8 protein-coding genes are annotated in these 9,645 nt (G+C 37.4%); 5 read left to right on the top strand and 3 right to left on the bottom strand.

The annotated features are described in order from the left end of the window. Positions 1 to 86: 86 nt before the first annotated feature. A complete protein-coding gene (locus JF76_RS00460; RefSeq protein ID WP_045927327.1) occupies positions 87 to 272 on the bottom strand; it encodes a hypothetical protein in 186 nt (61 codons plus the stop codon). Positions 273 to 465: 193 nt separating this feature from the next. Here JF76_RS00460 and JF76_RS00465 point away from each other — a divergent pair, with 193 nt between their 5' ends. The 3 genes from JF76_RS00465 (at position 466) to proC (ending at position 2,885) form a co-directional block, all read left to right on the top strand. Continuing rightward, on the top strand, positions 466 to 1,176 hold the full coding sequence (locus JF76_RS00465; RefSeq protein ID WP_045927328.1) for a YjjG family noncanonical pyrimidine nucleotidase: 711 nt from the start codon (positions 466 to 468) through the stop codon (positions 1,174 to 1,176). 64 nt (positions 1,177 to 1,240) lie between these two features. Next, positions 1,241 to 2,104, top strand: coding sequence for an aldo/keto reductase (locus JF76_RS00470; protein ID WP_045927329.1), 864 nt, complete (start codon positions 1,241 to 1,243; stop codon positions 2,102 to 2,104). 13 nt (positions 2,105 to 2,117) lie between these two features. Beyond that, complete coding sequence (gene proC, locus JF76_RS00475) at positions 2,118 to 2,885, top strand: pyrroline-5-carboxylate reductase (RefSeq protein ID WP_045927330.1); 768 nt, start codon at positions 2,118 to 2,120, stop codon at positions 2,883 to 2,885. Between the two features lie 89 nt (positions 2,886 to 2,974). Here the strand turns inward: proC and JF76_RS00480 are convergent, their stop codons facing one another. Continuing rightward, positions 2,975 to 3,985, bottom strand: a complete 1,011-nt coding sequence (locus JF76_RS00480) for a D-2-hydroxyacid dehydrogenase (RefSeq protein ID WP_045927331.1) — start codon at positions 3,983 to 3,985, stop codon at positions 2,975 to 2,977. A gap of 326 nt (positions 3,986 to 4,311) precedes the next feature. Here JF76_RS00480 and JF76_RS00485 point away from each other — a divergent pair, with 326 nt between their 5' ends. Together JF76_RS00485 and JF76_RS00490 are read left to right on the top strand one after the other, a co-directional pair. Next, entirely contained in the window at positions 4,312 to 5,139 is an 828-nt protein-coding gene (locus JF76_RS00485; protein WP_045927332.1) for an exodeoxyribonuclease III, read from the top strand. A gap of 73 nt (positions 5,140 to 5,212) precedes the next feature. Further along, on the top strand, positions 5,213 to 8,053 hold the full coding sequence (locus JF76_RS00490) for a DEAD/DEAH box helicase (RefSeq protein WP_045927333.1): 2,841 nt from the start codon (positions 5,213 to 5,215) through the stop codon (positions 8,051 to 8,053). Between the two features lie 180 nt (positions 8,054 to 8,233). Here JF76_RS00490 and JF76_RS00495 read toward each other — a convergent pair whose 3' ends face one another. Then, positions 8,234 to 9,361 carry a serine hydrolase domain-containing protein gene (locus JF76_RS00495; protein WP_045927334.1) on the bottom strand — a complete coding sequence of 376 codons (1,128 nt, stop codon included), beginning with the start codon at positions 9,359 to 9,361 and terminating at the stop codon, positions 8,234 to 8,236. Between the last annotated feature and the right edge of the window lie 284 nt (positions 9,362 to 9,645).

A 9,645-nucleotide genomic window follows, 5' to 3' on the forward strand; every position in this document is an offset into this window, starting at 1 on the left:
TAGAATTCAAAGCAAGAAAAAAGCACAATAAGTTGAATCTAATACTTATTATGCTTGAATATATCTTTAATTTTTTTAAAGTAAAACTAATGCCTGACTGCTACGAAGAAAAGGAAGATTAAGCCCAGAAAAATAATTGCAGGAATGAATAAGTGAATTAAGAAAAAGAAAGCAAGAGCACAAGCTAAAAGGAAAAATAGGATTTTGACAATCCCAATTCCCATTTTGACCAAAAGCCAAATGAGAAACAAAATCACTAATAATGTAAACATGCCCAATCACCCCTTTTGCTTAAATTAAAGGATATTATATCTTATTTTGTGAAATAGCAGTAGCAATGTAAGCAAAATTTAAAAATAGTTAATTATGTCCTTTATCAGTGAAATATTGTTATAATGAATCTCCACACTATTTTTAGTGAATACGCATTATATTCTTAGGAATATTTGGAGAGGAAGAAATTGCTTGCGTTATAAACAAATAATTTTTGATGTTGATGATACTTTGATTGACTTTGCTGCCACGGAAAGTTTTGCTTTGCATAGTCTCTTTAAAGCACATCACTGGCAGTTGACTGATGAGATGCAACGTGATTACCATGCATATAATCAAGGACTGTGGCGTAAGCTGGAACAAGGCAAGATCAATTATGAGCAGCTGAGTAGAATGGCTTTTACCAATTTTATTAAAGAAAATTTGGGTATTGCAGTTGATGGCTTAGCAATAATGAATGAATATCGTTCTTATTTTGGTGAGTCGTACAAGTTGCTGCCGGGAGTTGTTGATACTTTGCGGTATGCCCGTAAACAAAATTATTGCTTAACGGTTTTAAGCAACGGTGAGACCTTCATGCAAAGGCATCGCTTGGAATTAGCGGGGATTAAGGATTATTTTTCCTTAATTGTGACATCTGAAGAAGCTGGTTTTTCTAAGCCTGATACCCGTATTTTTGATTACTTTTTTGCTCATACTAATATTGGTCCAGCAGATACTGTCTTTTTTGGTGACGGACTGCAGTCAGACATATTAGGAGCAGAAAACTATGGTTTTGACAGTATTTGGTATAACCATCGCAGGCGCAAGAATAAGATGAATCTGCATCCGCTGTATGAAGTAACTACTTATCCGCAATTTGTAACTTTACTAAAAAGTGACTTTCAAAAACAGCCGCAATAATTGCTATTTTTTGCTGTAGAAGTATAGCTCAGTTCGGTATAATAGTGGTGAGAGGTGAAAAATTATGACTAGCAAAATTCAATCTTTAAATGACACTTATGAATTAAATAATGGCGTCAAAATCCCAGTTATCGGACTGGGAACTTGGCAAACTCCTGATGGTGAAGTTGCTCAAAAAACCGTTGAGGATGCGCTGAGTCTCGGTTATCGCTTAATTGATACTGCTGCTGCCTACGGCAATGAGGAAAGCATTGGCCGGGGCATTAAACAAAGTGGAGTGAACAGGCGTGACTTATTTGTGACGACTAAGTTGTGGAATGATCATCACGGTTACCAGAAAACTAAAGCAGCAATTGATGAAAGTTTAACTAAACTGGATTTGGATTATCTTGATTTGTACTTAATCCATTGGCCTAATCCGGCCCCGGTGCGTGAACACTGGGCTGAATTGAATGCGGAAAGTTGGCAGGCAATGGAAGAGGCAGTTCAAGCAGGAAAAATTCGCGCAATTGGCGTTTCCAACTTTAGACGTAAACATCTGGATGAGCTTCTAAAAACCGCTAAGATCCGTCCTGCTGTTAATCAAATTTATCTCAACCCTAGTGATATGGAAGAAGACGTAACGGCTTATAATAAAGAACTTGGTATTCTAAGCGAGGCATATTCGCCACTGGGTAGAGGTGGTTTGTTTGCCAATGATACGGTAGTTTCTATTGCGCAACATTATGATAAAAGTCCGGCACAAGTTTTATTACGCTGGTCATTGCAACATGGTTTTGTTCCACTACCAAAATCAGTTCATCGCGAGCGCCTTGAAGCTAATTTGCAGGTCTTTGACTTTACTATTACTGCGGCTGATATGGCAAAACTTGATGGTTTGCATGGAGCAGCCCAAGTAGCAAATGATCCAGATCAAACAGATTTTTAAAAGGTGATTGTTGATGAAAATTGGATTTATTGGAGCTGGTAAGATTGGTTCTGCAATTATTAAGGGCTTGTTAAATGCTCAAAATCCCAGTGAGGACCTTTATGTCTTTAATGGTGGACACCACCACACTGCCCAAAAAATGGCAGCTGAATTTCATTTAAGTTTGATTAATAATTATGAGGACTTTAATGCTTGTCAAGCAGTTATAGTAGCAGTAGGCGGATCTGCCACTGAAACAATCATCAAAAATTTAGGGCAAAAATATCACGGCATTATTCTGTCAACTGGCGGTGGCGATCTGATTCAAATTAATCAAAAGCTGCCAGCAGAAACTTCTTTTGCCAAAATAGTGCCCAATACACCGGTACAAATCGGTGCAGGTATTACAGTTGCCAGCTTTATACCTGATGAAAAGCCGGCAGTAATTACTACTGTGAAAAACATTTTTACCCAAATGGGAGCAGTTTACGTTGTACCTGAAAATTTGCTGGGCATTTATGGTACTGTAGCTGGTTGCACGCCTGCGTACGTTGATTTAATGGTTGAAGCTCTCAGTGATGCCGCAGTACAGAATGGAGTTAACCGAGCTGAATCATACCAGATAATTAACCAGATGCTTTTAGGTACCAGTAAGTTGGCACTCGCTAGTAAAAAATTGCCCGAGGAGCTAAAAGATGAAGTTACTACGCCAGGCGGTTCGACAATTAGGGGCGTAACTAAACTGGAAGAGGAAGGCTTTAGAAACGCGCTAATTCAGGCGGTAAACGTTTCTGCTAATTAAAATAATCAATTAAAAAGACACCAGATAATTTTATCTGATGTCTTTTTTGACAATAAAGTGTATTTAAGAAGGGAAAATAAGTTTAGAGATTAAAACTCTTTGTCCAAATCAACTGGAGTATCAGCTTTTTCACCCTTAATTAGCTTCAAGTTGTTGTCAAAAGCCTTGATAACCATGTTACGCACAGCATGGGTAGTGTAAAAGGCTGTGTGTGGGGTTACCAAAACATTTGGCCGTGCAATCAAGTCAGCTAAACGCTTGTCAGGAAAGTCCTTATTACTGAAGTCGCTATTGAAAATACCAACTTCATTTTCATAAGTGTCCATCACGAAGCCAAAGACTTTACCTGAGTCAAGACCACGAGCAACTGCATCTGTGTCAACTAGTGGTCCACGGGAAACGTTGACAATAACGACGCCATCCTTCATCTTCTTGATCGAATCATCGTTAATCATATGAACATTTTCTGGAGTATCAGGAACATGAAGTGAAATAACGTCAGACTTAGCGTAAAGTTCATCTAAGTCATCAACGTAGTAACCCTTCTTTTCTAATTCTGGGTTCTTGAAGATATCGTAGGCAATAACCTTAGCGCCAAAGCCTTCCATGATTCTCATGAATACTTGACCAATATGGCCAGTACCTACAACACCAACAGTTTGGTCACGCACTTCACGGCCAATTGTAGGTGCCCAGCGCAGATCATGCTTAGCAACTTTTTCGTCCATAACCTTGTCTTGACGCAAAACTCTAGCAGCTTGGATAGCAGCGTGCTCGGCAATGGCATCTGGTGAATATACCGGAACATTAGTGATCTTAAAGCCTAATTCCTTAGCCTTTTTTAAGTCAATATTGTCAATACCGACGTTACGAATGGACCAGTTGTGAATGCCTAATTTGTCTAAGGCTTCAATAGTATCAGCCTTGTAATCCAGTTGCTGGTAAGTTACAACACCATCAGCACCTTTAGCTAATTCAGCCGTTTCAGGGGTGAGAAGTTGATCAGTGAAATCAACATCAACATCCTTGTGAGCCTCTTTCCATTCATGAACATAAGGTTCTTCATCTTTACGAATGGCGTAAGCATAAATTTTAGTCATAAAATCTAACCTCCAAAGATTATTATTGTTGTCTCTTGTGCTATTATACACTTGCTTAACGTGATTGAAAAATATAAAAATGTGAAAAAATTATTTTTTAAAAAATACTGCTATATCAGTAATCGCTTACATTTATGCTGCAAAAGGGATTATAGCAAAACAAAAAAATTACAATTATTTTTTACTGAGGTAGTGAAAAATATAACAGCAAATTTAATAAGAATACCTAATACCGCTAAAAAAATAATACTGAAAAAAATAATAGAAGTTTTGAGTCCCAGTGAAAAAACTATATAATGAAGAAAATGAATAATAAGGAGAAGAAAATGATCTTAATTTCGTGGAATATCGACTCACTAAATGCAGCTTTAACCGGAACTTCCTCGCGTGCAGTGGCAACACGCCAGGTTTTAGAAAAAATACATGCTCAAAATGCAGATATTGTCGCAATTCAAGAAACAAAGTTGCGCTCGACAGGACCTACCAAAAAACATTTGGCAATATTAGCTCAAGAGTGTCCAGAATATAATATAGTATGGCGCTCATCAGAAGAACCGGCCCGTAAAGGTTATGCTGGTACTATGTTTTTATACAAAAAAGAACTTAAGCCTAAAGTAACTTATCCTGTGATTGGTGCACCAGAGCCAATGGATCATGAAGGCAGAATTATTACTTTGGAGTTTCCTGAGTATTTTGTGACCCAAGTTTATACGCCAAACTCAGGTAATGGTCTAAAGCGCTTGAGTGAACGGCAAGTATGGGATGAAAAATATATCGCGTATTTGCAAAAGTTGGATCAGGAAAAACCGGTATTAGCTAGTGGAGATTATAATTGTGCCCACCATGAAATTGACCTGAAACATCCGGATACAAACCATCATTCTGCCGGTTTTACAGATGAAGAGCGAGCAGATTTTACTAAAATGCTTAAGGCCGGCTTCACCGATACCTTTAGAAAAATAAATGGCAACGTTGAGGGAGTTTATTCTTGGTGGGCTCAACGTGTAAGGACTGCTAAGGCTAATAATTCAGGCTGGAGAATTGATTATTGGCTGACAAGCAATAGAATTGCTGATAAGGTCAAGCGTTCCGAGATGATGGATACTGGGGAGCGCGCCGATCACTGCCCAATTTTATTGGAAATAGATTTATAAATAGTAATAAAAAGAGATCCAAAGGGTTGGGTTTCTTTTTCTTTTGTGTAAAATAACTTTGAGGTGATGTTGAATGAATGAGCCTTTGCAGGATGCCATTCTTAACGGTTTGTATGATCCCAGCTATCCAGGACATGAATTATTAGGACCAAAACTGTTGCAAAATAACAAACAGGAGAATATCTGGCTGACGCTGCGTCAAGAGCTTCTTAGCTGCCAAAGTTTTACCTGGGCAGTGGCTTTTATTACTCAAGATATGCTTGTTCCGTTTAAAGTAGTCATGGCTGATTTGGCTAAAAGAAATATTACGGGTACTTTAATTACAGGTGACTACTTAGGATTTAACAACCCTAAAGTTTTCCGTGAATTGTTAAAAATTCCCAATTTAAGCGTTAAAATCACCTCTAAAAACGGTTTTCATGCTAAAGGCTATCTTTTTGAACACGAAGATTGGCAGACTTTAGTTATCGGCAGCGCTAATTTTACCCGGGTAGCTTTGCTCAGCAACTGTGAGTGGGCTTTGAAGATTAGCTCAAAGAATAATGCTACATTAACTGTGCAGATTGCCCAGCAGTTACATGAATTAAAAAGAAACAGTATGCCCTTATCTGAAAGTTGGATAGCAGAATATGAACAAAATTGGGTAAAACCACAGTCGCAATCTCAGTTTCAGTTAAATGAAAAAGCTGAAATTGTGCCAAATAAGATGCAAGAAGAGGCTTTGCATGAATTAAAGGGACTAATTGATAGCGGGCAAAAACGTGGCCTGGTAGTTTCGGCGACAGGGACAGGCAAAACATATTTGGGAGCATTTGCAGTCAAAGATTTTAAACCCCAGAAGTTTCTTTATGTTGTCCACCGCGAGCAAATTGCCAAAAAAGCCTTAAAAAGTTTTCACCAAGTGATTGGTGGCAAGTCATCTGATTACGGTCTGTTAACCGGACATAAGCACCAGCTTGAACGCAAATATATTTTTGCGACCGTGCAAACTTTAAGTCAGCCAGATGTACTTGCAAGCTTGAAGACGACAACTTTCGATTATATTTTGATTGATGAGGCTCATCGGGCGGCTGCACCAAGTTATCAGCGTATTTTTGCCAAGTTTAAGCCACAATTTTGGCTGGGGATGACTGCTACGCCGGAAAGAATGGATGATCAGGATGTTTACCGCTTATTTGATTATAATTTAGCCTATGAGATCCGTTTGCGTGAAGCACTGGAAGAAAAGATGCTTGCACCTTTTCATTATGTTGGCGTTGAGGACTATGAAGTAGATGGTGCAACGATTGACGAAACTACTAACTTGCGCAGACTGCTTGCGCCAGAGCGTGTTGATTATGTTTTAAAACAGTTGGATTACTATGGCTACTGCGGTTCACAAGCCAAAGGGCTGGTTTTTTGCAGTCGCCAAGAAGAAGCGCGTAAATTAGCGCAGGCTTTTTCAGAACGTAAGCATCCAGCAGTTGCTTTAACTAATGAAGATAGTGAAAAAAGAAGACTGCAAGTTGTCAACCAGCTGGAACAGGGTAAAATTGATTACATTATTACCGTTGATCTTTTTAATGAAGGTATTGATATTCCAGCTTTAAATCAGATTATTATGTTGCGCAATACGCAGTCCAGCATTGTGTTTATCCAGCAGTTGGGACGCGGTTTGCGTAAATATCCTGGTAAAGATTATGTGACTGTCATTGACTTTATTGGTAACTACAAAAATAATTATTTAATTCCGATTGCTTTAAATCAAGATGATAGTCGTTCGCAAGATAAGGCTCGCGAGGAAAGCATGCTTCCCAGCTTTATTGATGTTTCAACAATTAACTTCAGTCAAATTGCTTCTGCCCAAATTTTGGCTTCACTTGATAAGATTAAATTGGACAGCATCAAAGAATTACGTGAGTCTTATCAAGAACTAGCGCAAAAAATAGGACGTCCGCCTCTGTTATTTGATTTTTATCGTTATGGTTCAACCTCACCTATGGTTTTTGCGAATAACCATAGTCTTAAACATTATGGCGACTTCTTGATTAAAATGGGTGAACCTGTGAAGCTAAGTGATTATGAAGATGGCGTTTTGTCTTTTGTTACCAAGGAATTATTAAATGGGAAAAGACCACATGAACTAATACTATTGCAGCTGCTTTTAGAAAAAGACCAGGTTAGTCAAGAAGAATTTGAGCAAGTCTTGCATGATTATGGTGCTTACGTTAATGAAAAGGTCCTGACTTCAGTAGAAGATATTCTTTCTTTGAACTTTTTTGACATCAAACAAGGCAAGACAACGAAAAAAGACCAGTATGGCGGTCAACCTCTTATAGTCAAAATTGATTTGTTTGATTATTCATTAGCACCAATATTGGCACAATCTCTTAACCAAAATGAAACTTTTAGGAAATTATTTAGAGATGTGATTAAAACGGGTTTGGCACTTAATCAAGACTATGACAATCACAAACAATTTACCCTTTACCAGCAATATGATCGTAAAGATGTTTGTCGGTTGTTAAACTGGCCCAAAGATGTTTCCGCACCTATGTATGGCTATCGTGTAGACGAAAACGAAACGCCTATTTTTATTACTTATCAAAAAGATTCGACTAAAAAGCGCAATGCTTTGTACCATAATACGCTAGAAGACGGTCGCTGTTTGCGCTGGTATACGAGATCGCCCCGTCATCTAGAATCAGATGAAGTTCAGAGACTGCTTAATACTCCGCAGATGAAGCTGTTGCTTTTTGTTAAGAAGAGCGATGCGATTGGCAAGCAATTTTACTATTTAGGACAGGTAGATATTCAAAAGGATACGGTCAAGGAAGAATTACTGGGGCCAAAGAAAAAAGCTGCGGTAGGGATGAACTTGCTGCTAGAAAAGCCATTGAGTACAAAAATGTATGAGCTACTATTTGATGAATAAGAAAAAGTCTAAGAGTTGAACTTCTTAGACTTTTTGAGTTAGCAAAGAAAGTAATATTTTTAAATATTAAAAGGATTATTACAAAACAAAGGACCAACAAATCACGTTGATAAATGCTGATTTATTAGTCCTTTTGATATGTAAGTAGGAAATCACTTTAGCTAATTTTTTGATAAAAACCTAGCGCTCTACAAAAGTATTAGGTTTGATACGTTTCAGGATTTCGTATCCTACATCTTTTTGATCATTTTCATTATCGTTAGTTTGATTTAAAAACATAACAATTCCATTTTGATTATCAGCAGTTAGCTGCACCCAGGTGCCAAAATGCTGTCCCTTAAAGCTGCCATAGGCGTTTCTAATATTATCATTATTGTATAGGTACATTCCACCTGAATAGTTAACTACTTTGCTTTTTAGGTGAGTCAAATAATAGAAATCATCTTTATTTAAAACTGTGCCGTCTGTTAAGCCCACCTGAATCTTGTAATATTCTGCTGTGGTAGTAAAAAGATTGCCAGCACCAGGAATTTGTGAAACCAAGCTTTTTTTGAGATAAGTTGCTTTTTGATAGTTCTTACTCCCATTTGAATAGTATGAAATTGGATCAGTCATTTTCTTAGGGATGTTTTGGTAAAGATAAGTATTTTTCAAATTTAGCTTATCAATAATGCGGGTTTGCAAGTTATCTTCGTAAGACTTGCCTGTAACTTGCCTAATGATACCGGTGAGTAAAATATAGTTACTATTATTGTAGTGATAATTACCTATTATGTCAGATGCTGAGGCATTGATATTATTAACCACCCAGTTAATAGCATTGTCTTCTGAATAATTATAGCCTCTGTCTATTTCTGTTTTAGTAGCCATAATTCCAGAAGTATGGGTCAGCAGATTTCCTACAGTAATATTATCGGCATTCTTGAGGTTAGGGTACCAGCGAGATATTTTGGTGTATTGAGTAAATTCGTCTTTGGTGCCCTTGGTTTCATTAATTAGTTGAACTATCATTGCACCAGTAATTACTTTTTGCAGTGAAGCGGTGGGATAAACAATTTTGCTGCTGCCATTACCAATTCTTTTGCCATACCAGGCATAACCGTAGCTGATTGTTTGTGGAACCCCGTTTTGTACTACTGTGACTATGCCACGAACATTGTGCTTTTTAAAAGTATCTCTAACAAAATTGTACATTTCAGTCTGCTTATTATTAGTGGCAGTTGCTGCACTAACCTGACTGGTTGCAGTAACTAAAGGTGAGGCAGCAATAACTAGGGAAGCCACAATTGTAATAAATTTATGCTTCAAAATAATTCTTTTCTCCTTAAAATATAGTAGTATTATAAGACTTTAAAATTAATTTGGGGAATACGAAAAGATTAAATTTAGATAACGTTTGTAATTCGTCTGAAAATACTTTGTTTTATTATGACATTGAAAAGTGGTGCTTTTAACCATTTAAAACTCTCACAAAAGAATACCAAGGGTAATGCGAATGAAATATTAAGAGGTTTTACTTTTTCTTAAAAGTGCCAGATAGTTAAGGCTTTTTGGTTTTAACAGAAAAAATGATAAAAAAGACTTGCAAAAGG

The organism is Lactobacillus kullabergensis (assembly GCF_000967195.1).
Lineage (GTDB): Bacteria > Bacillota > Bacilli > Lactobacillales > Lactobacillaceae > Lactobacillus > Lactobacillus kullabergensis.